The sequence below is a fragment of the Psychrobacter nivimaris genome (assembly GCF_904846365.1).
Lineage (GTDB): Bacteria > Pseudomonadota > Gammaproteobacteria > Pseudomonadales > Moraxellaceae > Psychrobacter > Psychrobacter nivimaris_B.
This window is the reverse complement of the sequence record NZ_CAJHAL010000023.1, coordinates 1-24,513: the sequence shown is the minus strand read 5'-3', so window position 1 is coordinate 24,513 and position 24,513 is coordinate 1. Positions and strand designations below refer to the sequence as shown.

Below are 24,513 nucleotides of genomic sequence, written 5' to 3'. Positions count from 1 at the left end.
TTTCATCAAGTCTTGGCATACAATAGTTCGCAGTTTGTAATAGGCGCTTTGGTCTATGACATTAGAGCAGAGCGTGTGTAGTCAATCAAAGACGTAATCGACACAAGGAAATGTGATGAGTAACCCTCAGACCCCCTCTTCAGGGTCTAATCCGCCGACCTCGAACGTAAACCACGACAGTCAAGTACAAGGCAGTTATGTAGATTTGCATAAGCCCAGTTCTAGTTTCGACAGTCGTGATGCTTATTTAAACCATGAATTACAAATCATGCAGCCGAAACGCTGGCGTCCTAATTTACCATTCCGTGATTACCGTTTTGAATACGAAGATACTATTCCAGCAATGGCCGCGACCATTGGTAAAGTTGTTATGGTGGGCGCCATTGCAGCAACCTTTGCAGGTCCACTCGGCTTGGGCGATGCGTTTGTCTTAGAAAACGTGCGCTACGAGCTATTGATCGTCTCCTTCTTTATTATTTTATTTTCAGGTTTTTTACTGCCGACCGCCAACCTCGCTGGTACTCATGGTCCACTTATTCCTTTGATTCCTATTGTGGTAGCAGCTGGTGGGCACCCGATGGCCTTTGGTTTGCTTATCGGTGCTTTTGGTCTGCTCCTTGCGATTAGTAAAGGAGGAAGTCTACTAGCCAACTTAACCAGTAAAGGGGTGTGCGGTGGCCTCTTGATTTACTTGGGCTTTATTGGTACCACATCACAGGTCAAAAATCTCTTTGCTTGGGCAGAAGGGATTGGCATGTCGCATATCGCTTTCTTTATTATTCTGGCGACTATCCTGCTATATGCATTGCTCGAGCATTGGCAAAAACGCTGGCTCGCGGTTCCGCTAAGCTGTGTATTGGGTGGTGGTCTTGCATTTGCATTGGGCGCACCTTTTGAGTTCAAAACAGCACCAGGTCTACCAAACATGAACCCAATGTATTGGTGGGGTGAAAACACAGGTTGGATGTTAGGTCTGCCGACGATTGAAAGCTTCATTGTAGTATTGCCGTTTGCTATTTTGGCCGTGGCGATGTGGTCACCAGATTTCTTAGGCCATCAGGTATTCCAAAAAATCAGCTATCCTAAGCGTACTGAAAAAGTGCTTATGGATATCGATGACACGATGACTAGTGCTTCATTTCGTCAGGTAGTCGGCTCTGTATTGGGCGGCGCAAACTTTGCGTCATCGTGGGGAACGTATATTGTTCCTGCAGCGATTGCTAAACGACCGATTCCTGCCGGTGCTTTATTGACGGCTCTATTCTGTATTATCGCAGGGGTTTGGGGCTATCCGATGGATTTGGCCATTTGGCAGCCAGTGATGTGTGTGGCCTTGATCGTTGGGGTATTTATTCCATTACTAGAAGCTGGTATGGAGATGACGCGTGAAGGTAAAACCACGCAATCTGCTGCTATCGTGGTGTTTGCCTCTGCATTGGTTAACCCAGCCTTTGGTTGGTCGCTCACGTTGTTGCTTGATAACTTGGGCTTGATTGGCTCTAAAGAACGTAGTGCCAATTTGACTAAGATGAGCCGCTGGATCATACCGGGTATTATGTTTGTAGTACTGACAGGCGTCATGGCTATCGTCGGTATGCTGCCGGGTATCCCAGCACTGATGGCTAACTTTCGTCATTAATAGTATGTGATTGTATAAACGATAATAGAACAAACTAAGCCGGCGAAAGCTGGCTTTTTTATGAGTAGCACTGCGATAATAATTGGCTTGTAAAACAATGACTCCCGCCCCATAACTAGCAGTATTACTAAGATTTTTAAGAGCAATAAATTCTATGGTTAATGTCTCAGAATCGAGTCCTATCGATGATAAAAAAGCCCGTCTTAAGCATTTGATTAAACGCCTACCTAACTTGCCAGGGGTGTATAAGATGCTGGGTAAGAACGGCGACATCTTATACGTTGGTAAAGCTAAGTCGCTAAAAAGCCGAGTAAATAGCTATTTTGCCAAGACGATAGATCATCCAAAGACACGGGCGCTAGTGGCACGGATTCATAATATTGAGACTATTATTACGCGTAGTGAGACCGAAGCGCTGTTGCTTGAACAGAATCTAATCAAGGAGCATCGTCCGCCCTATAACGTGCTGCTGCGTGATGATAAATCCTATCTTTATGTGTTTATCTCAGCTGATAAGCCTTATCCACGTTTGGCCTACGGTCGCGGCAAAGGCAATCATCAAAAGGGTCGATTCTTTGGCCCGTTTCCCTCTGCACATGCGGCAAAAGAAACGCTGGTATTGATGCAAAAGATGTTTCAAATGCGTCAATGTACCAACACCTTTTTTAAGCAGCGTCAGCGTCCTTGCCTTGAGTATCAGATCAAACGTTGCCGTGCGCCTTGTGTCGGTTTGGTAACGCCAGAAGAGTATGCAGAGGATGTGAATAATACCATCCGTTTTTTAAAAGGCGACTCTAGTGATATTCATACGACTCTGATTGAAAAGATGGAAGCATCAGCTGAAGCACTAGATTTTGAGAAAGCAGTATTTTATCGCGATCAACTTTCCATGTTACGTGAAGTACAAGCAAGGCAAGCGGTCTATACCGTACAAGGTGAGGCAGATGTGATTGCGATTGCCAGTCAGGCTGGCATGACCTGTGTGAATGTGTTGACGGTACGTGGGGGCCGTGTATTGGGCGGGAAAAACTATTTCCCAGATGTGGATAGTAGTGAGTCGTTAGCAGATAACCTATCAGCCTTTATTACGTCGTTCTATTTCCAAGTAACCGATGATTTGCCCGCTGAAATCATATTGAGCCATCAGATACCAGATCAGGTGGCAGTAAGCGAAGCATTGGCAACGCATTTTGGCAATAAAGTAGTCATCAAGACCAACGTGCGCGAGCACCGTTCAGAGTGGCTGGACTTAGCCACATTGAATACCAGTAATGCATTAAAAACCAAGCTTGGCGATTATTTAGAGCTGCACGCACGATTTGGTGCGCTAAAAGACGTGTTGGCGACTGTCACCGATCGGACGATTGATCGCATTGAATGTTTTGATATTTCACATACGATGGGTGAGGCGACCATCGGTAGCTGCGTGGTATTTGACCAAGGTGGCTCGCGCCGTCGCGATTACCGTCAGTATGCTATCCATGATATCCAAGGCGGCGATGACTATGCAGCGATGAAACAAGTGCTGACCCGACGTTATAAGAAGCAGCCATTGCCGGACTTGCTATTGGTTGATGGTGGTAAAGGTCAGCTTGGTATTGCCAAAGAAGTATTGACTGAGTTGGGTATTCTTGGTGACACTTTGCTCATCAGTGTGGCAAAAGGGGAAGGTCGCAAGGCTGGGCTTGAGGTATTGCACTTTATCGATCATGAGCCGTTAGATCTACCAATGGATAGCAAAGCATTGCACTTGCTGATGCACATTCGTGATGAGGCGCATCGTTTTGCGATTACCGCTCACCGTAAAAAACGCGATAAGCGTCGCTCATCATCAGTGCTAGAGGTAATACCGGGACTGGGTGAGAAACGTCGTCGTGACTTGCTCAATCACTTTGGTGGTATGCAGCAGCTGTTAGGCGCTTCACAGCAGGAGTTGGCAGGCGTACAAGGTATCGGACCAGTACTCGCAAAAACGGTTTATAAAGTATTGCATGAGTAAAGGATTAGATATTATCAAGCAGCAGTTTTTATCTTTTTCATTGTCTATAAATACGACTGTGTGGAGATTAAAAAAAAAGGGGTAGTCTTGGATAAGTCAAATTATCCAAGACTGCCCCTTTTTTAATAGGCTTTTACTACTTATCAGTTTCTACTTTATAAGTGGTAAATTTAAAGCTTAAATCGCTCTTTTCATCATGCATCTGCTCAGATTCGTCTGCTACTTTAAAGCGTTCTGGCAACTCAGGGTAAAAGGCATCGCCGTCAGCAATGTCAGTATCTACATGAGTCAGCTCAATACGGTCGGTGTACATCAGAGCGTCACTAAATACTCGCTCGCCGCCAATCACCCAAATCGTATCAAGATGCGCGCCATGTGCTAGGCTAGCTGCTTGTGTCAGAGCATCGTCTAGATTGTGTACCACATAAGCATTGTTGCTATCTGCGAGACCTTTTGTCTCAGCATAATCCATCTGTGTCGTGACAATGAAGCTCACACGCTTAGGTAATGGTTTACTACCCATTGACTCAAATGTCTTACGACCCATGATCACGATACCTTGAATCTTGCTATCGTTTTCTTTGGTCGTCATGCTTTTGAAATGTTGCAAATCTGCTGAGATATGCCACGGTAGCTCATTGTTTTTGCCGATACAGCGATTGCTACTAATAGCAGCGATTTGGGCAACTTCGGTATGGGCATAGCTCATAATATATCCTTTTTATTATATTCTTAAATTTTGCTCTTATTTAGCGTAGTTAACCAGACTAACTTTATACGGCAACTTTGGCTTTGATAGCAGGGTGCGACTCATAGTCATTGACACTAATGTCTTCGTATTCAAACGCAAATATGTCTTTTACTTCAGGATTCAAAGACAATGTCGGCAGTTTATATAGCGAGCGAGTCAACTGTAACTCAGCCTGCTCACGGTGGTTTTGATAGATATGGCAATCACCACCTGTCCAAACAAACTCTCCAACTTCTAAACCACACACCTGCGCGATCATATGAGTCAATAGCGCATAGCTCGCAATGTTGAAAGGCACGCCTAGGAATATTATAACCCCTAATTTATGCACAAGACGCCTAATAACATAGCCTTAACAGCTATAATAGCATTGTGCACTTTTAATTCTGCACAATATGGGTTATACATACAAGGTTATTATACCTGATTTTAAAATATCACTGCTAATAGAAGGTCTTGTTTATTTCTTTTAGTTGTACTAAGGCATATAAAACGTGATTGCTCCAACATTAAAACTCACCCTAAAGCCCTATCAATCAACGCATCGGTAAGCTGAACCTGTGTCTCTTGAGACTGCTGTAGCTTAACTTTTAACTGATCGCAAATAGCCATTAGTTCATCGACTTTAGCAACGATACGGTGTTGTTCAGCTAGAGGAGGTATAGGAATTAAAAATTTTGATATATTTCCCATGCTAAGATTAGCTCTTGCATTGTCGAGCCTTTCCTAAAAAGTGTGTAACTATCATTTAGATTGTAGAAGTACTTACACGAAATTTAGGAAAGGCTCGTTCATAGACAGTATGAAGGTATTTACTACCTGGCAATCAACAACTTTACAGCAACCTCAAAAAGACACTCATCTTTGATAGTAATACTAACTTTGCCATTATGAGCATTGGCGATAGCTTGCACAATAGATAAGCCTAAGCCTGTTCCTGAATGCATCGTATTCGTTTTATCATGACGATAGAATCGCTCAAACAGTTTATCGGCTTCAATCTGATTTAATGGTTTGTCTAGACGGTTGGTCATAGTTATTCTTAACCAGAGCTGCTCTGGGGATTGAATATCGTCTTTTGGCGCATTAAGCGAGGTGCTTGAAGTGAGGACAGTAGCGGATATCATAATAGTGCTATTACTAGCCGCATAATAAATCGCATTTGACATCAGGTTGGCAAACAGCCGTTGCAATAAGCCTTTATCACCTAGTACTGTTTTAAAATCACCCGATTTTTCAAAGATTATCTCACGATCCTCAGCAATCATCTCATAATAATCTATAAGCTTTGTGATCAAGCTCTCTATATCGACATGACTGATTTGCGAATCACTCAGCTCTTTTTGAGTTTTTGCCAGTAATAACATATCGTTAATCATGGCGGATAACTGCTTTAACGTATCATGCTGATGATGCAATTGCTCAATGTATTCGTCGCTTTCTCTTGGCTTAGTTAACATGACTTGCGTTTGCGTACTCAGCGTCGCTATTGGCGTACGTAGCTCATGGGCGATATTGTCTGAAAACCGTGATAATGATTCAAAGTTACTTTCAAGCTTGACCATCATAGAATTATAAGACTCCGTTAGTGGACGTAATTCTAACGGCATATCGCCAACCACAATTCTTTCATCTAACCTTTGAAGATTAATGCCTTTCATCTTTTGTACGATAGTAGCTAGGGGAGCAAAACCCCAGTGTACACTTAGTGCTGCTACTGAAACCAATAATAAGGTAATGGCGATAAGTATCAAGCTCAGCTGGCGATTAAACTGGATAAGATATTGATGATGCACATCGATAGGTAGAGCAATAAATGCCAAAACCTCTTGATGTGTAATGATAATGGCTCGGTAATGCCTATTATTTATCTTGATCATAAACTGCTGATCGCGATAGTCCTGCAATAGTTGTAACAAGCTAAAATCTGCCGGTAGATCATTGATGAAATTACTGGGATCGCTGGACAATAAATTGCCGTTTTTGTCTGATATTAACGTTTTTAAATCATAGTCTAACCAAGAAGAATGTAGATGATTGGCATCAATTAGCGCTTGCGACTTTGACACTGTAAAAGGTTCTATGTGATCGTTAAAATTCACCATGCGTTTACGCAGGTTAAAAGCTGCATGGGTAATAATCTCTGAGTCCATTTGCTCAAAGTGCTCGTTAACAGAGCGCTGAACCCATATATAAATAACAACTTGAGAGATAACAACAAATATTGTCAGTAAAAAAACAGTACGCCATAACAAAGGCCAGCGTCGATTCTTAAATTTATCTCTCATTTTATTTTAGATCATCTTTGTTGGTGTCATCGTCGCCCATGCCACTATCCACGTCGACATTCAGTGGCTCTAACTTGTAGCCCATTCCGCGTACCGTATGAATCAGCTTTATATCAAATCCATCATCAATTTTTATCCGCAAGCGCCTTATAGCCACGTCAATGACATTTGTATCACTGTCAAAATTTATGTCCCATACTTGTGAGGCAATCACAGTGCGTGGCAGTACCTCACCTTGACGTTCTAAGAAAAGTTGTAATAAAGCAAATTCTTTAGCAGTCAATTTTATGTTGGTATCGCCTCTATATACAGTGCGTTTAGCAATATCCATTTTTAGGTCAGCCATATGTATGACAGAGCTTTTATAGTCTGATTGATTGGCACGCCGCAATAGGCTTTTTATTCTAACAATCAGTTCAGCAAAAGCAAAAGGCTTGGTCAGATAATCATCGCCACCAATTTCAATACCTTTGATCCGATCGCTTAAATCATCTTTAGCCGTTAAAAATAAAACTGGCGTATGCTTTCCAGCAGCTCGGTAGCGCTGTACCAACTCAAAGCCACTGACGTCAGGTAGCATGACATCCATCAAAACCACACTAAAATCTTCAGTCATTAACGCATGATAGCCATCTAAACCTGTCAGCTGATGATCAACAATGAAGCCTGCTTCACTTAAGCCTTTTTTTACATATTCGCCGAGTTTTAATTCATCTTCTACTAGTAGTACTTTCATAGTAATCCTTCAATATAATTATGATTTTATAATACCCAAATCAATATAAATGACAAAACGGACTGGTATCTGACAAAGATGTCATGCGCTCGTCATCAAATGGTCAGTCTTCGTTTGTTAATCTATACCTATAGTACATAGCGGCTCATTCTTGATACGAGTAGCTACTATGAATTATTACTACAGGTAATTAGTTTCAATATTTAATAATTTATTAAGGATGTTATATGAAAAGCTATCGTTCATTCAAAAAAGTGGTGCTGCTATCCGCTTCGATGCTTATCGGTATATCAGCAGCTAATGCGCATACTACCAATCTAAGCACTTCAATTATCGATAATTGCGATAACTTAACTACGTTTGCCAGAAATCTAGATCACAATAACGCGCAGATGTCTGATGCTCAAATGAAAAGCTATGTTGATGCACGAGTCGCTTGCCAAGTTCAGCATCAAGATCAACATCTGCAGTCTGAAAAGTATTTTATAAAAAAATATGGTAGCGATCGTGATAGAAATGCTGATGCCATACTAAATGAATACGTGCAGCATTAAAATATAAAAGTAGCAAGATGACAATATTGTCATCTTGCTGTCATCTCTCTGTCAGAATCAATAAGTTATGCTTTAGACTGAATTAATATCCTAAAGCTTTATGTACCCTCAACTAAATCAATTAAGGATTAACCATGTCACTCTTTAAATCAAAGTCTTTACCTAAAGCAATCGTAGCCACTGCCATCGCTCTTGTCGTATCGACCTCAGCTATGGCGCATGATCCAAAATTGCATGCTAAAAAAGATCAAATGAACTGTGAAAAAATGCAAAAGAATATGCAAATGATGCAAAAAATGGATCATAGCAAGATGGATATGAAAGATCCTGCTATGAAAGCAATGATGGCTAACATGGGTAAAATGAAGCAAATGTACCAAAAAAACTGTGTTACTAACGACAGTAAATCTTAAAAATTTTAGCTCTGCTAAATAGCAGTCAACACTTAACGAAAATAAAGTTTTAGGAAAACATATGAAATTTTTATTGGGTGCGCTCTTTACCGTATTTGTGGCAATCGTTGGCGTGTTTGCGGTTGTTACTAGTGGTGTTGTCAATGTGGGAGCTGACCAAGAGCATAGCCCAATGATGTTTAGCTTTTTGGAAACCGCTCGCAATCGTTCCATAGCAAATGCCAGTAAAGATATTGTGGTACCAGACTTAGAGAAGGTCGATATCATTTCTGGGGGCGCGGACTATAAGGATATGTGTGCAGGCTGTCACTTGTCTCCGGGAGTGGCACAAACTGACTTTAGTGAGGGCTTATATCCAAAGCCGCCCAACTTTACCAAGGCTGATATTGTCAAACGTTATCAAACAGAAGACGGTGCAAAGCAAGGCTTTTGGGCAATCAAGCACGGTATTATGGCATCTGGAATGCCTACGTGGGGTGCTTCTCATGACGACGCTAGAATGTGGGCAATGGTTGCTTTTATCAGATCGTTACCTGAATTAGATGAAGCTCAGTACACGATGCTAACCACTAGGATAGATGGCGATATGATGGACATGTCATTTGACGGTGATATGAATATGTCGGATGATGGATCTGGAATGCAGCATTAATACTTTCTAGATATGAAAGCCTCCTAACTCACGGTTGTCGCTATTATATTAATAATGCAGTACTGAACAATGCTGCATTTAATGTTTTTAGTTAAGTACATAAGAATTTAAATATAGGGTGTAAGTTTTTAGAATATCGAGCATAATAATAGACGTTTAGGAGTAATTTAATGAGACATTACACACATGTGCTTTCTAATGGACATAGCTGGTTATCCGGTCGTGTCCTTTTATTGGTGGTGACATCGTCACTCTCGTTAACGCTAGCCGCTTGCAGCCAATCTAATACCAGTGGCTCTGATTCTCAACCAGTAAAGGTTGAACAGTCTGCTACCCAGAATGCACAAGTACAAAATGAAAGTTCTGCTCCTACAAATGCTCCCGTTAACAGCTCGTCATCATTACTCAAAAACGTCTCAGCCACGGTTTATAAAGATGCCAACTGCGGCTGCTGTAAAGAATGGGTAGGCTATGCCGAAGGTCATGGTCTAAGCGCAACTGCGCAAGACGTTACAGATTTATCTTTATTTAAAGAGCGTTACGGTGTCCCGCAGCAAATGCGCTCTTGTCATACCGCCGTCACTACTAATGGTTATGTTTTTGAAGGTCACGTTCCTGCTAAACACATGGCTGAATTCTTAGCAAATCCTCCTGCACAAGCTATTGGACTTGCCGTACCGAGTATGCCGGTTGGTAGCCCCGGTATGGAGTATGAAGGTAAATTCATGCCCTATAAAGTCATGCAATTGAACAAGGATGGCAGCACTCAAGTGTATGCGGCTATTGAGTCGCCAGCGCAGCAGATGTAGTTCTATTAATAAGTTATCAGATATATAAGTTCAACTCTCATTTCATGGATTAACTTAGGTCAATATTATGAATAAAAACAGATTTAACCGCAGGCGTTTTTTGACAGGGTCATCTACGCTACTTGGCGCGTCTATGCTATCGACGTTACCAACCATTGCCAATAGTGCGTTGGGTGCAAATCAAAAAAATGCCGTCATTAACAGTGATAAACCCGATCATAAAGTACCTATACTGACAGGCAAAGAGTTTGATCTTTATGTCAGTGAGAAGATGATAACGGTCAACGGCAAGTCAAGCATGGCAACGCTGATAAATGACTCACTGCCTGCGCCAACGCTTAAGATGCAAGAAGGCGATACGGTCACCATTCGAGTCCATAATCAGCTGAATGAGTCGACCTCTATTCACTGGCATGGCCTCTTAGTGCCGTTTGAGATGGATGGCGTACCGGGTATCAGCTTTGATGGTATTCCTGCGGGTAGCACCTTCACGTACAAATTTAAACTGACACAGTCAGGCACTTATTGGTATCACTCGCACACTGGATTCCAAGAACAAACCGGTATGCGCGGGGCTATTGTGATTGAACCTAAAGGGCGCGAACGCTATCCTATTGAGGAAGATCACGTTATCCTGCTTAGTGATTGGACGCATCGCGATCCGCATAATCTGCTAAAACTACTTAAGCAGCGTGCTGACTTTGATAATTATCATCTGCCAGACTTTAAAAAGCTATTGTCCGATATTGCCGCTACGGATCTTGAGGCGGCTTATGATAAACGTAAAATGTGGAACCAGATGCGCATGATGCCGACTGATTTTACTGATTTATCTGGTGAGACCACGTTTACTTATCTTATGAATGGTAAAACGACAGCGGCTAACTGGTCGCAATTGGTCAAAGCCGGTCAGCCTGTCAAACTACGCTTTATCAATGGCTCCGCGCAGACGATATTTGATGTACGCATCCCCGGCCTAAAAATGAAAGTCGTCGCGACGGATGGGATTGATGTCGCGCCCGTTGATGTCGATGACTTCCGTATCGGGGTGGCCGAGACTTATGACGTCATCGTCACCCCAACCCGTGACGCGCATACCATATTTGCCCAAAACATCGATCGCACCGGCTTTGTCGCAACCACGCTTGCCACTAAAAGAGGCGCTCGCGCTGCCATACCTGCTATGGATGATGTTGAGTGGCTAACTATGTCCGATATGATGGGGGCTATGGGTGCTAATGGCTATGATGCCCGTCATGCTAAGACCGAATATGACTTTAAGACAGATATGCGCGTCGATAGTCCACGGATGAATCTCGATGATCCGGGTATTAATTTGCGTGATATTAATCGTAAGGTTTTAACCTATAACCAACTGCATTCTGTTGGCAATGAAATAATGGCCGAGCAGCGCAAGCCCACTCGAGAGATTGAAATACATCTAACCGGTAATATGGAGCGCTATATCTGGGCACTCGACGGCATCATGTTTAAGGATGCGCCGCCTGTCAATATCAAACCGGGCGAGCGTGTGCGTATTACCTTAGTCAATGACACTATGATGAACCACCCTATGCATCTGCATGGTATGTGGAGCGATTTGCGCACGCCTGATGGCGATTTTCAAGTTCGCAAACATACGATAATGGTGCAACCAGCGCAAAAAATTAGCTTTGATGTCACAGGAGAAGCTGGTCGCTGGGCATGGCATTGTCATCTGCTCTATCATATGGAAGCCGGGATGTTTAGAGAAGTTGCCGTTGTTTAATAAACCTTCGAATATGAGCCTTATTATGAAAATATATAAAGTAGGTCTACCGTTTATTGGCATGTCATCTTTGATGCTACTAATGTCACCTTTAGCAAACGCTGCTGAGATGTCGAACATGGATCATGGCAGTATGGACATGTCTGGTATGGATATGTCAGATATGGATCACAGCAGCATGGATATGTCGGGCAATATGTCAGATATGGACCATAGTGGCATGGATATGTCAGGCGATATGTCGGATATGGATCATAGTGGTATGGATATGTCAGGCGATATGTCGGATATGGATCACAGTGGTATGGATATGTCAGGTGACATGTCAGATATGGATCATAGTGGCATGGATATGTCGGGCGATATGTCAGGTATGGATCACAGTAGTATGGACATGTCAGGTATGGACCATGGCAGTATGGATATGTCAGGAGGTATGCAAGGTGGTAAAGCTCCAGCTGATGCTCGAAGCCCTGACTACTCGAACGGTGTTCCCTATGGTCGCTTTGGTAAGCCTGTGATGATGGATAGCTTACCGTTATGGGGTGTGTCAGTAGAAACTTTGGGCTATCAGTTTGAGAATGACCAAATCGATTTTGAGTTTGATACGTGGTACGGTACTGATAGTAATCGTGTCACTCTACGCAGTGAAGGTAGTGCTCAAACTAACGATGATAAAGAAATTGATAGCTTAACCTCACTCGCTTATTGGAAGCCGCTCGGTATCTTCTGGAATGGAGAAGCGGGTATTGCTTATAATACTGAAAACGATAAGTCCGCAATCATGGCAGGCATTGTTGGTACGGCGCCGTACTTCGTTGAGACTGACGCAAGAGCTTATCTATATACTGATGGTCAAGTCCAGCTTGATCTTGGGACAGCGTACGAGTGGCGCTTAGATCAGCGTTGGGTGGTCAGACCAGAGCTGGAGCTGACTGCCTTTAGTAAAGATGATACCGATAACGGTATTACTAAAGGATTTAATGAGTTTGAAGCTGAAGTTAGGCTGGCTTATGAGACATTCAGTCGTCAGCTCGCGCCTTATGTTGGTTTCAGCTACAAGAGCGCCTTGGGTGATGCGCGAGACTTACGTCGTCAAGAGGACGAAGACGTTGATTCTAATAGTCTGACTGCTGGTGTGATGTTTTGGTTCTAGTGTTAACCATGTAAGTAACAACAGTTTATAACACTAGCTCTAAAAAAAGGCACCTCTTTATTTAGGTGCCTTTTTACTAAATTAAGGACAAGAATATGAATAACCATATGGATAATAAACAGAAGCAAATGAACCCTTATGTAAAGTTCACAATCATGATTTTAACATCGACAGTGGTGATGTTTATCATGATGTATTTTAACACCTATCAGTGGGATCATATTTACTTTAGTGAAACCCGAGCTTATATGGCGCTGTATATGGGCGCTATGATGGCTATTATTATGCTCGCCTTTATGACCAATATGTATAAAAAGACTAAGGTCAATCTAATGGTTTATGGGATTAGTGTCGTGCTATTTGCCTTTGGTTTATGGGGCGTTAGATCACAACAAACGGTCGATCAAGTGGATTGGATGCAGGCGATGATACCGCATCACTCGATTGCTATTTTGACCAGTTCGCGTGCTGATATCGAAGATCCACGTGTACGTCAGCTTGCTGATGACATTATCGAAGCACAAAAGCGTGAAATCGGTGAGATGCAAGCACTTATTGATGAGTTGGAATAATATATTATGATACCAATAAGTAAGCTCTTCTTTAAAAACTATTTACTATATCGCGTCTTTTAATTCTAACTATACCTACTCCTTACTTCAAAAATAACCTGTAAAACTGAAGTTCTACGAAGAAATAGATTAAGGTCGAATAAGTATGAAGCAAGATAGAACGACTCGCTATCAGAAGGATAGTTTGACATTATCAGGAACAGTTATGCTAGGTACCGGTGTCATGATCGGTGCTGGTATTTTCGCTCTGACCGGTCAGATGGCTCAGATGACGGGTTCGCTTTTCCCACTTGCTTTTCTAGCCGCCGCAATCGTTGTTTCTTTTAGTGCCTATTCTTATATCAAAATCTCTAACGCTTACCCGTCGGCTGGCGGTGTTGCAATGTACCTGCATCAGGCATACGGAGATCGTTTACCGACTGGATTTAATGCCATGCTGATGTATTTCTCCATGGTTATAGCGCAGAGCTTTTTGGCCCGGACGTTCGGGTCATACACTATGCAGTTATTCGGTGGCGATGACAGCGGTCGCATGGTATCCATCCTTGGCGCCGCGCTTATTCTTGCTGCGTTCTTTATCAATTTACTTGGTAATCGTTGGATTCAGGGGGTTGCATCGGTTATCGGTATTATAAAAATTGTCGGTATTCTTATATTCGGGTTGGTTGGTATCTGGCTAGCTGATAGCTTTGCAGTTGATTCTTCTACATTAGGTGACACTAATACTGTTGGTGACTTTCTTGGCGCAACGGCGCTAGGCATACTGGCATTTAAAGGCTTTACCACGATTACCAACAGTGGCTCGGAAGTAAAAAATCCTCATCGCAACGTCGGCCGTGCCATTGTAATATCAATCGCAATATGCGTAGTTATTTACACTCTAGTCGGTTTAGCGGTGTCTAGTAATCTATCTCTTGCCGAAATCATCGAAACTAAAGATTACTCCTTGGCTGCCGCCGCACGCCCAGCACTTGGCGACTATGGTCTATGGTTCACAGTTGCAATCGCAATGGTAGCTACCGCTGGCGGCCTCCTTGCTAGCATCTTCGCAGTCTCTCGTATGCTTGCTATGTTGACTGAGATGAAGCTGGTGCCTCATCGTCATTTGGGAATGCCGGGAAGCGTTCAAAAACATACGTTGGTCTATACTGTGGTGTTGGGTTTAGCTTTTACGACGTTATTTGACTTATCACGAATTGCAGCGCTTGGCATTGTTTTCTATCTAATTATGGATATCGCCATTCATTGGGGTGTTTTGCGATACCTTCGTCAGGATATAAAGGCGGTGATGTGGGTGCCTATAGTGGCCATACTTCTTGACCTGTTGGTTCTCGGCGGTTTTGTCTGGATTAAACTAAACTCAGATCCATTCGTACTTGGCGTAGCAGTCGTCACTATTGTAGTGATTGCTGTGGCTGAGCAGGTTTACCTGAAATCTTCAGCGAGGAAAAAAGCTATCGAAAAAGATACGCTTGCAGACCATCATTGACAGTAACATCAAAGAGTTTACAGAAAATTGTTTGGTTAAAAATTGCATAGATTTAAGCGTCTGCTTACTATCTTCAAGAATTGATTTCATGCAATACGATATTCATAAAGACAACAGGGAAAGTAAGCTATGAATGAGTCATTTAATCACGCTGGAACTTGGGGTCTCGCACTAATTGTTATTGTTCTGATTTCTTGGTTCTTTTACCGTTATTTCGCACCAAAGAACTGGCGTGAATGGGCGGGTGCTGGTGTAGTTCAGGCTTTCATTATTGCACTTTACGCAGAAATGTATGGCTTTCCGCTTACTATATATTTATTAGTACGGTTTTTTGGTTTGGACAGCCAATATGTCAGCGCTAGCTTATGGTCGACCCTTGTTGGTTTAGGTGAGACAGGCATGATGATCTCAATGCTACTCGGCTATGCTATTGCATTTTTAGGAGTCGGTCTTTTTGCTCAAGGTTGGCGCCAAGTCCACAAAGCACGAGGGGAAAATCGTTTAGTAACTGATGGACTCTATGCCTACGTACGTCATCCTCAGTACACCGGGTTGTTTATTGCACTGTTCGGTGAGGGTGTGGTGCATTGGCCAACTCTGTTTTCAATCGGTCTGTTTCCAGTGATTGTGCTTGTATACACATGGTTAGCTCGACGTGAGGAACGGCATATGTTTGAAGAGTTTGGTAAAGACTACCTTGCTTACAAACAGCAAGTGCCAATGTTTATTCCTCAATGGGGTCAATGGCGTCAACTTGCCGCCGCCGCACGAGTTAAAAAGTAATATCAATACAGGATAAAGCTTTAATTCATACAAATCCTTAGAGTTAGCATGGTTAGATACGATTGGTTATCTTGAGCTTGAACCACATCATACAATAGTGAGGATTACTAAGATGGTCAAATCAAACTTAACAACAAGTACTTTAAGGATTGCCCCTGTTGGCAACAGTGTATCGTTGTTTCTACTCATTAGTTACCTGTTATGCATAGGCTTTGGCTTACTTGCACCCGAACAGATAAGTATGCATGAAGCTTGGGCGCCTCTGCTACCTGGCTTTGAGTGGTTGACGTGGACAGGTTTTCTAATTGGGTTTGTCGAATCGTATCTTTACGGTTGGTATTTCGCAATCTTATTCGTGCCATTATACCGTTGGTTCGCCAAAGTGCGCTAAAGATATTGATATATTAACAGTCAGTAAACCTCTTCGGTTCGAGTAAAAATTAATTGAAGAGTTGGAGTGATCATAGTTTAGACTGAGGAGAAATCATAATGAATGGGTCAATGCATGGCATGATGAACGGCTCAATGATGTATGGCATGGGCTGGGTTATGATGCTTATCTGTTTGTTATTCACCCTACTATTTTTCGCAGTACTAGTACTAACAATCATGGCACTGCTCAAGTATTTGCGTGATAAAAACTAAATTCCAATTGAAAAGTATAGAAATTATTTTTTAGAGGTTTTTAGATTAATGATTAGATGAATAGCAATCGAGGATTGATGATAGTGCTTTAAGAGTTGTACTTATTATAAATATTTATTGTCTTCAAGGAGTGGTTTTATGAAACATATTGCCGATGAAAAATCTATCAAAGGTGGTCAGTACGATAAAGTACCAGAAAATTATAGTGGTACGGTTTATATCTGCCCGATGCATCCTGAGGTTAGAGATACTGAAAAGAGCAATTGTCCGATATGCGGCATGTTTCTTAAACCTGAAGACGAGGTTGCTGAATCCAACAACCATGAAGATAGTCATGCGCATTGTCATGGAGCGGATGCTAATAATAGTAATGAGGTAAATTCTGTCGAAGGCAATAAGTACGACAAGATACCGGAAAATTATAGCGGCACGATTTATATTTGTCCTATGCATCCAGAAGTAAGAGATGTTGAAAAAAGTGACTGCCCAATATGTGGCATGTTTCTTAAACCTGAAGACGAAGTTGCTAAAGATGATAGTCACGCTAGCTGTCATGGAAAGGATACTGATAGTAGCGGAGTAAAATCTGTTAAAGGCGGTAAATACGATAAAGTACCTGCTGATTACGATGGCACGGTATATACCTGTCCTATGCATCCTGAAGTGAGAGACGTTAGAAATAGCGGTTGTCCGATATGTGGTATGGCGCTTGAGCCCGAAACGCTTACTATCGGTGAAGAGGACACCTCAGAGCTTGACGACATGACTCGTCGTTTTTGGATATGTACCGTGTTGACTGTACCGCTATTAATATATGTGATGAGCGGTATGTTTGGAGTTGACTTTAGTCAGTATGGTATACCTTCACAGGTTTTACAATGGGCTGAGTTAGTGCTCGCGACCCCTGTAGTGCTTTGGGGCGCCGCCCCGTTTTTCGTCCGTGGCTGGCAGTCTATAAAAAGCCGCAATCTAAATATGTTTACCTTGATTGCGATAGGCGTAGGCGCTGCTTATATTTTTAGTATTGTCGCGACCTTTTTTCCCGATATTTTCCCAGACAGTTTCAGAGATGCCTCTGGTCAAGTCGGAGTCTACTATGAAGCGGCAGCGGTCATTGTGACCTTGGTGCTACTGGGTCAAGTATTAGAGCTCAAAGCTAGAAGTCAAACTTCAGGTGCGATTAGAGCTTTGCTTGAGCTCGCACCACCAACCGCAAGACGTGTCGATGAAAACGGTGAAGAAGTCGAAGTCTCGCTTGATGAGGTCGTCACTGGCGATAAGCTACGGGTTAAACCAGGTGAGAAACTACCCGTAGATGGTACAGTGATCGATGGTAATAGTAATGTTGATGAATCAATGGTGACGGGTGAGCCAATCCCTGTATCAAAAGTAGCAGGAGATACAGTGACTGGTGGTACGGTAAATGGCACCGGAACGCTATTAGTCGAAGCGGTCAATGTTGGAGCAGATTCAGTATTATCTAAAATTGTACAAATGGTTGCTGAAGCCCAGCGTAGCCGCGCACCTATACAGAAATTGGTAGATCAAGTGGCGGGTTGGTTCGTACCTATTGTTATTGTCACCTCTATCATAACCTTTATTGTCTGGGCGATATTCGGCCCTGAGCCCGCTATGGCCTATGCTTTGGTTAACGCGATTGCGGTACTGATTATTGCTTGTCCTTGTGCCCTTGGTCTAGCGACGCCGATGTCCATTATGGTTGGTACCGGCAAAGGCGCGCAAAACGGCGTCCTCATCAAAAATGCTGAAGCGTTAGAGAGTATGGAAAAAGTCGATACCATTGTCGTCGACAAGACCGGAACACTGACCGCTGGTAAGCCCGAGCTTACCGCAATTGATGCGCAGGTAGGTCAAGATGAAGACGAGTTCCTCGCATTGGTAGCCTCAGTAGAAAGCGCTAGCGAGCATCCTTTAGCAGAAGCTATCGTTAGAGCAGCTCAAGAAAGATCACTCATTATTCCTAAAGCTACTGACTTTAATTCGACTACTGGCGAAGGCGTACAAGCCGTGGTCGATGGTAAGAAAGTCGCTATTGGTAACTCTAAGCTTATGGAAAGCCTAAATAGTTTTGATAATGAGCTGTCCACTAAAGCTGATGTCCGTAGAAAAGACGGTGAAACGGTAATGTTTGTGGCTATAGACGGTAAAGCTGCTGGTATTATTTCAGTTGCTGACCCTATTAAACCAAGCACTAAAGAGGCTATTTCACTGCTTCATGACGCAGGTTTAAAAGTTGTGATGCTAACCGGTGACAACGAAAAAACCGCGCAGGCAGTCGCCAATAAACTAGGTATTGATGAAGTTCATGCGGATGTCTCACCAGAGGATAAAAACCGTATCGTCAAAGAAATGCAAGACAGCGGTAAATTGGTCGCTATGGCGGGTGATGGTATCAACGACGCACCAGCGCTAGCGCAAGCTAATGTTGGTATCGCTATGGGAACCGGTACCGATGTGGCGATGGAGAGTGCGGGCATTACCCTGCTAAAAGGTGATTTAATGGGCATTGCCAAAGCTTATAAGCTTAGCCGCGCCACCATGCGCAATATCAGACAGAATCTGTTTTTTGCCTTTATCTACAATGCACTTGGTGTTCCTATTGCCGCAGGTGTGCTCTATCCCATATTTGGGCTTCTGCTCAGTCCGATGATAGCAGCGGCAGCGATGAGCTTGTCGTCATTCTCGGTGATTGCTAACGCGCTGCGATTGCGCCGTTTGAAACTATAATTCTGGTACGGTAAAAAGTGTTCTAAAGCACACTGACACATACTGGTCTAAACAAGATCACAAAATATAAGGATACCGTTATGGGCAGCTTTTCTATTACACATTGGCTGATTTTATTGGTCGTAGTGGTGGTCGTATTTGGTACTGCCAAGCTTAAAAATGCAGGTAAAGATTTAGGCGGTGCGGTGAAGGGTTTTAAAGAAGCGGTCAAAGATGAAGAACCCGAGAATGCTCGCAAAAATCATGTGCTTAGCCATGAAAATAGTACGCCAGCTGCAAGTAATGATTTAAATACGCGTGTAGGTAATCAGGCTGATGATATGGAAATCAGCCCTATTTCCACTGATGACCAGCCTAAAGTATGAAGCGCGCCGCTTATAAATAGCGGCACTAAGTAGTCTATTAATATATGTGACTGTTATGTTTGATATTGGGTTTTCCGAATTACTCTTGTTTGGCGTCATTGCTTTAATCGTATTGGGCCCAGAAAAACTGCCGCAAGCCGCACGTACCGCTGGGCAATGGTATGCCAAACTGCGCCGTACAGTATCCACTCTACAATCTGAAATAGAAGCTGAGCTTGATCTAGCTGAAACACGTCAACAAATGCAAAATGAACTTGCGAAAATCCGTCAGACCGAGTCGGATATGAAGCGCGAATTAGCAGAAATGCGTGGCAGTATGCAAAAGTTTGAGCAGTCACAGAACCAAAGCCTAGACGCTTCACATCAGTCAATCACCCCTTATGCTAAAGACCATCAACAGAATACTACCTCCTCGTTCATTAAACAGGAGGCGGATCAGTGAGCCTATTTAAACGGCAAAAAAGTCGACAAGAAAAAATAACAGATATAGAGTTTGAGGCGCCAACAGATACAACACAGAATAGTGAGTCTGGAGATACGTTAGGTACGCTTGGCGATATGCCTATTACCGGACATTTAATCGAGCTGCGTACGCACTTAATAAGAATATGCGTGGTCGTCTTAATTATATTCTTAGTATTGGTGGGATTTTCACGCGAGCTTTATAATCTTTTATCAGACCCATTAGTGGCGCAGTTACCCATCAATTCGACCATGATTGCCACTGATATAACGTCAAACTTTATGGCACCCATTCGCTTAACGATATTCGTCGCCGCATTTTTAGCAATGCCTTATATCCTGTATCAAATTTGGTCATTTGTAGCTTCCGGCTTATATAAAAAAGAGAAGAAAATTGCCATTCCTGTACTGCTATCTTCGATATTTCTATTTTATGCTGGTGTTGCTTTTTCCTACTTTGTCGTACTCAAAGGGGTATTGAAATTTTTTATTATGTTCGCTCCGCAGAACGTTATACCAATGACCGATATTGACAGTTATCTGAGCTTTGCCCTCAAGCTATTTATGGTGTTTGGACTGACTTTTGAGATTCCAGTGGTTACCTTATTGCTGATAATGGCCGGAATCGTTTCTACTCAAATTTTAGAAGATAAGCGTCGTTATATCATAGTCGGCTGTTTTGGGATCGCCGCGGTAGTGACACCGCCTGATGGTGTATCAATGCTGTTGTTGGCGATTCCTATGTGGCTATTATTTGAGCTGGGTTTACTCTTAGCAAAGATATTAATTAAAAATGAACGAAATAATGATTTAGTCTCAGGGAATGAAACATTAGAAAGTAGCTAGCACTACTTAAACACGCCAAGAACCTTTTTTACTTTTTACTTTTTACTAGAGTATGTCAGCGTGAGTACTCTACTTAGCGACGGACTCTAAATGGAACACCCAACTAATAACAACGAAAAAAATGACGGTCTTGCAAATCGACTTAACCAAGAGTGCTACTGCATTACCCTTGATCGTAAAGCGCTTAATACAAGCCTTCAAGATCAATTGGTAGAAACTAGAAACAATCCAATAGGAGCGAACGAGCTTAATAAGCTTTTTTCAGCAACACCCGTGTTCGTTCCCAAAACAGAGATAGAGGCGATGGAGCGAATCGTCAGGGCTATCGAGTCAGCTGCCGAACTGCCATTGTATCAAGAGCAAGTGCTGTCGTGGGCACCAGAAATAGCTGCTTTCGACCCAGGCCCAATAGGGGCCCTCATGGGTTATGACTTTCACTTGGGTAGCGATGGACCTCAGCTCATCGAGGTCAATACTAATGCCGGTGGCGCATTTCTGAATGTGTTGCTCGCTCGCGCACAAAAACGCTGTTGCAACCCCTCAGAGCAAAGCGCTGCAACCAATCAAATGCTAGATAGGTTCGAGGAAGCAGTGTTTGACATGTTCAAACAGGAATGGCAGCGACAGTCCGCTGTTGCTATGCCCAATCGGATAGCCATTGTGGACAATGACCCCGAGAGTCAGTTCATGTTCTTAGAGTTTGAGTTAGCCTGTCAACTGCTCCAAGCTAGAGGTATTGATACTGTGATACTTGATCCCTCTGAACTCGAGTATATCGACGGTACGTTAACAGCCCATGGCCAGAAAATCGATATGATTTACAATCGGCTTGTCGACTTTGCATTTGAGGACCCTGACCATGTATTGCTTAAGCAGGCTTATTTAGAGGGTGCTGTGGTAGTGACACCCAATCCCCGCGTACATGCTATGTTGGCCAATAAGCAAAACCTGACATTGCTATCAGACTCCCAAATATTGCGCTCTTGGGGTCTGGATGAGGCTGCAGTGGAGTGCCTCGAAAGGTCTGTACCGAGGACTAAGATTGTATCAAGAGACGATGCAGCAGAGTTGTGGCTTACTCGGCGGCAACTGTTTTTTAAGCCAGTTGCTGGTCATGGAAGCAAAGGCGTTTATCGCGGTAGCAAACTGACTCGACGCGTCTTCGAAAACATTCTGGATGAAGATTATATCGCACAGACCTTTGTCCCTGCAGGAGAGAGATCACTCAAAATTGATGACATCGTAACAACAAGAAAGGTAGATATACGTCTTTATACGTATGGCGGAAAACTGTTACTACCTGCTGCGCGTGTGTATCAAGGTCAGGTGACTAACTTCCGTACGCCAGGCGGTGGATTCGCGCCTGTCTTTCAGGTGTGATCGTCTAGGTCTTATTTAGATGGCATTAGGCTGTTATAAGTCCGGTTAACTAATTGGTGGTGTGTCAAAAAGTATGCTGATTAAAACTTGAACAATTTTTGAAGCCTTGAAAGCCCTATAGAATCAGAGAACTTAGCATAGATTTCTTATTGACTTCTATCGCCAGCATACTTTTTAGAACACCACCAGATATCCATATAGCGTCTGATTATATTCAAAGTTTATTTGGTAATATCCAATCGCTAATTGAATCAAATGATATTGTAGAAATCAAAAAAATATAGCTGTATTCGGAGTTATGATGAAGTATTCTTCAAATTAACATAGAGACTTAGAAAGCTAACATAAAAATGGGAGCTCTAAGCTCCTATTTTTTGAGTGAACCGTACCGGGTTTGGAGACCCTCCGACATAGTGTCGTCTAGCCCTGCTTTAACACCCGATAAACCGTAGCTACCCCAACACCAACCGCCTTAGCGATCTCCTCTTTTGTCATATTGTTTTGACTGGCTAATTCTTTAATACGATTGTGTTTCGTTGTATTAGGCTTCTTACCAGTGGGCTTATAACCACTGTTCGCCAACCCCTGCTTAATACGCTCTCTACGCTTATCGTTATCAAGCTTTGCCATCGTTGCTAATAAGTCGATCAGCATATGGTTAATCACTGTTAGGATCTCACCTGTCATGCCTTTACTTACCGTATGCGTAGTTGGTAGATCAGCCACCACCAATCGCAAGCCCTTGTCTTTGATGCGCTGCTTTAGAATTGCAAAATCATCTTGAGATAGCCTGCTTAATCTATCCACACTTTCGACCAACAGAATATCGCCTTCCTCAGCGTCATTGAGTAACAGAGTGAGTACTGGTCTATCAAGCTTCGTACCACTGAAATGCTCAACGTACTCAACATGCTTATCATCATAGCTTTGGCTAAAGCTAATCAAGTCAGACAAGGCTCTCTTAGCGTCTTGATCCTTAGTACTGGCTCTCACATAAATACGAACAGTCATAACGCCACCCCTATCACTTAGACTTAATAATTAATGTTCATTGATAATAGACAGATATTACTATCATTTAATATTAGAAACAAGTCTACTGATAGATAAATTATCGTTTAGAGGATTTACGTTTTAGGTATAGGCTAATGATAGGAAAAAAGCACAGCAACCAGTCCTATAATTCTAAAGTCTGTTATAGATGGTTCCATATTAACAGTCTATTTTGAGTAGTCTGTTAATATGTTTGAAGGGTAAAATAACTGGTTTCCTTGGGGTATACTCATGTAGAACTGCATGTAATAACACTAATTTGGACTTTGATAATGAAAAAGGATAAACCATACATTGTTGTGGTTTAATATTGTTGTAACAACGGTAACTTTACTTATTTAATAGAAGAAAAAACAAAATCAATTAGCGATGTTTAAACTGGTATTCATTGATGGTCACTTTAATTAGATATAAAGTAAGTAAACAAAAAGTCAGTAAGGTAATTGATAACGTGTCTAAACGAACCATAAGTATGTTGGCTAAAGAACTGAGTGTAAATGTCGAAACAATTCGCTTTTATGAACGCAAAGGCTTAATTAAACAACCACCAAAGCCTATGCAGGGCTATAGACATTACCCGAAAGAAACGGTAAATAGAATACATTTTATCAAGCGTTCTCAAGAATTAGGTTTTACGCTAAATGAGATTGAAGGGTTACTTGCGTTAAACGATAGTCCATGTAGTAAAGTACAAGAATTAGCTAATAAAAAACTGATCGCAGTACAAAAAAAGATGGCTGACTTGTTGTTGTTAGAACACGCTTTGGAAGAACATTTAGGACAATGCCAAAATAATGATGACGATAGCCACTGCCCAATAATTGATTCGTTGCAACCGAAGTAAATGATTCACTTAACTACCATTTCCCACTAAAACAGCATATCCAATGAGAGTTTCCCAAACTTTGTGTAACTGCTTATAATCCACTAACAGGAGAATAAGCAATGACTAACCAATCTGACATCAAGAAACTGGCTGAGCAAATGGCCAGCAGCATGAAAAGCTTCGATGACATCAAAGACTTTCAAAAGCAGCTCATGCAGTCCTTCATCGACACTGCCCTAGAAGCAGAAATGGAAGAGCATCTCGGCTACCCCAAGCATGAAAAGGCAGACAGGCCTAATAAGCGCAATGGGCACACTAAAAAGAGAGTCCGTAGCGACACAGGCGAGCTTGAGATCTCCACCCCAAGAGACCGCGACAGTAGCTTTGAGCCTGTACTTGTCAGTAAGCACCAAACCCGTATTTCAGGTCTTGATGACAAAATCATCAGCTTTTACGCCAAAGGTCAAACCACTACTGAGATTGTCGAAACCATCAAGGACATCTACGACGTCGACATCTCAAGCAGCTTGGTTTCCAGAGTCACTGACAACATCTTGGATGACATCACCGCTTGGCAGA

At 42.5% G+C, this 24,513-nt stretch carries 24 protein-coding genes and 3 pseudogenes; 21 read left to right on the top strand and 6 right to left on the bottom strand.

Annotated features, from left to right (window positions below):
• Positions 1–115: 115 nt before the first annotated feature.
• Both JMX63_RS10135 and uvrC read left to right on the top strand, forming a co-directional pair.
• Positions 116–1,639, top strand: a complete 1,524-nt coding sequence (locus JMX63_RS10135) for a DUF3360 family protein (RefSeq protein WP_102092091.1) — start codon at positions 116–118, stop codon at positions 1,637–1,639.
• Positions 1,640–1,793: 154 nt separating this feature from the next.
• A complete protein-coding gene (uvrC, locus tag JMX63_RS10130; RefSeq protein ID WP_201572240.1) occupies positions 1,794–3,638 on the top strand; it encodes an excinuclease ABC subunit UvrC in 1,845 nt (614 codons plus the stop codon).
• A gap of 136 nt (positions 3,639–3,774) precedes the next feature.
• Here uvrC and JMX63_RS10125 read toward each other — a convergent pair whose 3' ends face one another.
• From JMX63_RS10125 to JMX63_RS10105, 5 genes and pseudogenes are all read right to left on the bottom strand, one after another.
• A complete protein-coding gene (locus JMX63_RS10125; protein ID WP_201572239.1) occupies positions 3,775–4,347 on the bottom strand; it encodes a dihydrofolate reductase in 573 nt (190 codons plus the stop codon).
• 64 nt (positions 4,348–4,411) lie between these two features.
• Positions 4,412–4,699 (bottom strand): annotated as a pseudogene (thyA, locus tag JMX63_RS10120) (thymidylate synthase); the annotation flags it as partial.
• Positions 4,700–4,905: 206 nt separating this feature from the next.
• Positions 4,906–5,085 (bottom strand): annotated as a pseudogene (locus JMX63_RS10115) (restriction endonuclease subunit S); the annotation flags it as partial.
• Positions 5,086–5,204: 119 nt separating this feature from the next.
• A complete protein-coding gene (locus JMX63_RS10110; RefSeq protein WP_011959982.1) occupies positions 5,205–6,677 on the bottom strand; it encodes an ATP-binding protein in 1,473 nt (490 codons plus the stop codon).
• Between the two features lies 1 nt (position 6,678).
• Positions 6,679–7,413 (bottom strand): heavy metal response regulator transcription factor, encoded by a 735-nt coding sequence (locus tag JMX63_RS10105; RefSeq protein WP_201572235.1) that lies wholly within the window; start codon positions 7,411–7,413, stop codon positions 6,679–6,681.
• Positions 7,414–7,640: 227 nt separating this feature from the next.
• Here JMX63_RS10105 and JMX63_RS10100 point away from each other — a divergent pair, with 227 nt between their 5' ends.
• The 17 genes and pseudogenes from JMX63_RS10100 to JMX63_RS10025 form a co-directional block, all read left to right on the top strand.
• Positions 7,641–7,967 (top strand): hypothetical protein, encoded by a 327-nt coding sequence (locus JMX63_RS10100; RefSeq protein ID WP_093068413.1) that lies wholly within the window; start codon positions 7,641–7,643, stop codon positions 7,965–7,967.
• A gap of 134 nt (positions 7,968–8,101) precedes the next feature.
• Positions 8,102–8,380 (top strand): hypothetical protein, encoded by a 279-nt coding sequence (locus tag JMX63_RS10095; RefSeq protein ID WP_201572233.1) that lies wholly within the window; start codon positions 8,102–8,104, stop codon positions 8,378–8,380.
• Between the two features lie 61 nt (positions 8,381–8,441).
• Positions 8,442–9,032, top strand: a complete 591-nt coding sequence (locus JMX63_RS10090) for a c-type cytochrome (protein ID WP_102078921.1) — start codon at positions 8,442–8,444, stop codon at positions 9,030–9,032.
• A 170-nt stretch (positions 9,033–9,202) separates the two neighbouring features.
• Positions 9,203–9,841 (top strand): DUF411 domain-containing protein, encoded by a 639-nt coding sequence (locus JMX63_RS10085; RefSeq protein ID WP_102078920.1) that lies wholly within the window; start codon positions 9,203–9,205, stop codon positions 9,839–9,841.
• A gap of 67 nt (positions 9,842–9,908) precedes the next feature.
• Positions 9,909–11,609, top strand: coding sequence for a copper resistance system multicopper oxidase (locus JMX63_RS10080; RefSeq protein WP_201572231.1), 1,701 nt, complete (start codon positions 9,909–9,911; stop codon positions 11,607–11,609).
• A gap of 25 nt (positions 11,610–11,634) precedes the next feature.
• Positions 11,635–12,765 carry a copper resistance protein B gene (locus tag JMX63_RS10075; RefSeq protein WP_093068430.1) on the top strand — a complete coding sequence of 377 codons (1,131 nt, stop codon included), beginning with the start codon at positions 11,635–11,637 and terminating at the stop codon, positions 12,763–12,765.
• Positions 12,766–12,860: 95 nt separating this feature from the next.
• Positions 12,861–13,337 carry a DUF305 domain-containing protein gene (locus JMX63_RS10070; RefSeq protein ID WP_201572229.1) on the top strand — a complete coding sequence of 159 codons (477 nt, stop codon included), beginning with the start codon at positions 12,861–12,863 and terminating at the stop codon, positions 13,335–13,337.
• A 145-nt stretch (positions 13,338–13,482) separates the two neighbouring features.
• Positions 13,483–14,826 carry an APC family permease gene (locus JMX63_RS10065; protein ID WP_265088802.1) on the top strand — a complete coding sequence of 448 codons (1,344 nt, stop codon included), beginning with the start codon at positions 13,483–13,485 and terminating at the stop codon, positions 14,824–14,826.
• Positions 14,827–14,955: 129 nt separating this feature from the next.
• Positions 14,956–15,609, top strand: a complete 654-nt coding sequence (locus JMX63_RS10060; RefSeq protein ID WP_068037334.1) for a methyltransferase family protein — start codon at positions 14,956–14,958, stop codon at positions 15,607–15,609.
• 112 nt (positions 15,610–15,721) lie between these two features.
• Entirely contained in the window at positions 15,722–16,000 is a 279-nt protein-coding gene (locus JMX63_RS14645; protein WP_102093205.1) for a DUF5676 family membrane protein, read from the top strand.
• Between the two features lie 98 nt (positions 16,001–16,098).
• The gene (locus tag JMX63_RS10055; RefSeq protein ID WP_156770962.1) at positions 16,099–16,254 is read left to right on the top strand and encodes a hypothetical protein; all 156 of its coding nucleotides are present in this window, start codon (positions 16,099–16,101) and stop codon (positions 16,252–16,254) included.
• A gap of 138 nt (positions 16,255–16,392) precedes the next feature.
• On the top strand, positions 16,393–19,002 hold the full coding sequence (locus JMX63_RS10050; RefSeq protein WP_201572227.1) for a copper-transporting P-type ATPase: 2,610 nt from the start codon (positions 16,393–16,395) through the stop codon (positions 19,000–19,002).
• A gap of 80 nt (positions 19,003–19,082) precedes the next feature.
• On the top strand, positions 19,083–19,367 hold the full coding sequence (gene tatA / locus JMX63_RS10045) for a Sec-independent protein translocase subunit TatA (RefSeq protein WP_011959992.1): 285 nt from the start codon (positions 19,083–19,085) through the stop codon (positions 19,365–19,367).
• A 55-nt stretch (positions 19,368–19,422) separates the two neighbouring features.
• The gene (gene tatB, locus JMX63_RS10040; protein ID WP_011959993.1) at positions 19,423–19,809 is read left to right on the top strand and encodes a Sec-independent protein translocase protein TatB; all 387 of its coding nucleotides are present in this window, start codon (positions 19,423–19,425) and stop codon (positions 19,807–19,809) included.
• Entirely contained in the window at positions 19,806–20,675 is an 870-nt protein-coding gene (gene tatC, locus JMX63_RS10035; protein WP_011959994.1) for a twin-arginine translocase subunit TatC, read from the top strand. The genes tatB and tatC overlap by 4 nt, the downstream gene beginning before the upstream one ends.
• A gap of 90 nt (positions 20,676–20,765) precedes the next feature.
• Positions 20,766–22,055 carry an ATP-grasp domain-containing protein gene (locus JMX63_RS10030; RefSeq protein WP_036599449.1) on the top strand — a complete coding sequence of 430 codons (1,290 nt, stop codon included), beginning with the start codon at positions 20,766–20,768 and terminating at the stop codon, positions 22,053–22,055.
• 188 nt (positions 22,056–22,243) lie between these two features.
• Positions 22,244–22,339 (top strand): annotated as a pseudogene (locus JMX63_RS10025) (putative quinol monooxygenase); the annotation flags it as partial.
• A 136-nt stretch (positions 22,340–22,475) separates the two neighbouring features.
• Here the strand turns inward: JMX63_RS10025 and JMX63_RS10020 are convergent.
• On the bottom strand, positions 22,476–23,066 hold the full coding sequence (locus JMX63_RS10020) for a recombinase family protein (protein ID WP_189586930.1): 591 nt from the start codon (positions 23,064–23,066) through the stop codon (positions 22,476–22,478).
• 514 nt (positions 23,067–23,580) lie between these two features.
• On the opposite strand from JMX63_RS10020, the gene merR reads away from it, so the two are divergent.
• Both merR and JMX63_RS10010 read left to right on the top strand, forming a co-directional pair.
• On the top strand, positions 23,581–23,952 hold the full coding sequence (merR, locus tag JMX63_RS10015) for an Hg(II)-responsive transcriptional regulator (RefSeq protein WP_033011277.1): 372 nt from the start codon (positions 23,581–23,583) through the stop codon (positions 23,950–23,952).
• A 101-nt stretch (positions 23,953–24,053) separates the two neighbouring features.
• A partial coding sequence (locus JMX63_RS10010) for a transposase (protein ID WP_201572224.1) occupies positions 24,054–24,513 on the top strand: 460 nt, incomplete at its 3' end.

Excerpts from the sequence above, each read along its gene's own strand:
- JMX63_RS10135 (WP_102092091.1), top strand. The coding sequence starts at position 116 with ATGAGTAACCCTCAGACCCCCTCTTCAGGGTCTAATCCGCCGACCTCG.
- uvrC (WP_201572240.1), top strand. The coding sequence starts at position 1,794 with ATGGTTAATGTCTCAGAATCGAGTCCTATCGATGATAAAAAAGCCCGT.
- JMX63_RS10125 (WP_201572239.1), bottom strand. The coding sequence starts at position 4,347 with ATGAGCTATGCCCATACCGAAGTTGCCCAAATCGCTGCTATTAGTAGC.
- JMX63_RS10110 (WP_011959982.1), bottom strand. The coding sequence starts at position 6,677 with ATGAGAGATAAATTTAAGAATCGACGCTGGCCTTTGTTATGGCGTACT.
- JMX63_RS10105 (WP_201572235.1), bottom strand. The coding sequence starts at position 7,413 with ATGAAAGTACTACTAGTAGAAGATGAATTAAAACTCGGCGAATATGTA.
- JMX63_RS10100 (WP_093068413.1), top strand. The coding sequence starts at position 7,641 with ATGAAAAGCTATCGTTCATTCAAAAAAGTGGTGCTGCTATCCGCTTCG.
- JMX63_RS10095 (WP_201572233.1), top strand. The coding sequence starts at position 8,102 with ATGTCACTCTTTAAATCAAAGTCTTTACCTAAAGCAATCGTAGCCACT.
- JMX63_RS10090 (WP_102078921.1), top strand. The coding sequence starts at position 8,442 with ATGAAATTTTTATTGGGTGCGCTCTTTACCGTATTTGTGGCAATCGTT.
- JMX63_RS10085 (WP_102078920.1), top strand. The coding sequence starts at position 9,203 with ATGAGACATTACACACATGTGCTTTCTAATGGACATAGCTGGTTATCC.
- JMX63_RS10080 (WP_201572231.1), top strand. The coding sequence starts at position 9,909 with ATGAATAAAAACAGATTTAACCGCAGGCGTTTTTTGACAGGGTCATCT.
- JMX63_RS10075 (WP_093068430.1), top strand. The coding sequence starts at position 11,635 with ATGAAAATATATAAAGTAGGTCTACCGTTTATTGGCATGTCATCTTTG.
- JMX63_RS10070 (WP_201572229.1), top strand. The coding sequence starts at position 12,861 with ATGAATAACCATATGGATAATAAACAGAAGCAAATGAACCCTTATGTA.
- JMX63_RS10065 (WP_265088802.1), top strand. The coding sequence starts at position 13,483 with ATGAAGCAAGATAGAACGACTCGCTATCAGAAGGATAGTTTGACATTA.
- JMX63_RS10060 (WP_068037334.1), top strand. The coding sequence starts at position 14,956 with ATGAATGAGTCATTTAATCACGCTGGAACTTGGGGTCTCGCACTAATT.
- JMX63_RS14645 (WP_102093205.1), top strand. The coding sequence starts at position 15,722 with ATGGTCAAATCAAACTTAACAACAAGTACTTTAAGGATTGCCCCTGTT.
- JMX63_RS10055 (WP_156770962.1), top strand. The coding sequence starts at position 16,099 with ATGAATGGGTCAATGCATGGCATGATGAACGGCTCAATGATGTATGGC.
- JMX63_RS10050 (WP_201572227.1), top strand. The coding sequence starts at position 16,393 with ATGAAACATATTGCCGATGAAAAATCTATCAAAGGTGGTCAGTACGAT.
- tatA (WP_011959992.1), top strand. The coding sequence starts at position 19,083 with ATGGGCAGCTTTTCTATTACACATTGGCTGATTTTATTGGTCGTAGTG.
- tatB (WP_011959993.1), top strand. The coding sequence starts at position 19,423 with ATGTTTGATATTGGGTTTTCCGAATTACTCTTGTTTGGCGTCATTGCT.
- JMX63_RS10030 (WP_036599449.1), top strand. The coding sequence starts at position 20,766 with ATGGAACACCCAACTAATAACAACGAAAAAAATGACGGTCTTGCAAAT.
- JMX63_RS10020 (WP_189586930.1), bottom strand. The coding sequence starts at position 23,066 with ATGACTGTTCGTATTTATGTGAGAGCCAGTACTAAGGATCAAGACGCT.
- merR (WP_033011277.1), top strand. The coding sequence starts at position 23,581 with ATGTTGGCTAAAGAACTGAGTGTAAATGTCGAAACAATTCGCTTTTAT.